This is a genomic window from Shewanella sp. 8A (assembly GCF_023475945.1).
Taxonomy (GTDB): domain Bacteria; phylum Pseudomonadota; class Gammaproteobacteria; order Enterobacterales; family Shewanellaceae; genus Shewanella; species Shewanella xiamenensis.
Genome location: NZ_JAMDJP010000109.1, coordinates 1 through 472 on the forward strand (window position 1 = coordinate 1; position 472 = coordinate 472).

General features: G+C 45.6%; 1 pseudogene. It reads right to left on the reverse strand.

What is annotated here, in order from left to right:
- A pseudogene (locus M0413_RS23150) lies at window positions 1-472 on the reverse strand (ATP-binding protein); the annotation flags it as partial.

Consider the following 472-nt stretch of genomic DNA (forward strand, 5'->3'; position numbering starts at 1 on the left):
TTCACCCAAAATAAAACGTGTCAGCATATTACGTTCGGTTGAAATTTCATCGCGCTTAGCAATAAAGTTCGCCCACAATTTGTTCAGATCTTCATCGTAAACCAGCTTATCTGGGCTAGATAGCCAAGCTTGGAATACACGATCTTGCTCTTGCTGGATACGCGCTAACAAGTCACCTTCAGGCACGCTAACACGTGACAAACGTCCGTATTGCTCCTGAGAGATTGAATGAATACGGCTACGCAGCGTTAAATAACGCAGGTAACGGTAAGCGCTACCAAACAAGTTGTGGTGGTTGGTTGGGCTCGTTGCCACAGCCAATTCAGCGTTTAACTCTAATGCCATCAAGTTTTTAGATGGATTAAGGAAACGCGCTAAACTGCGGTCATAGTGCTCACGTAAATCTTTAGATTCACGTACAAAGTTCACTGCTGCGCGCTCAACCGCTTCGATACTACTGATAATCGCGCGG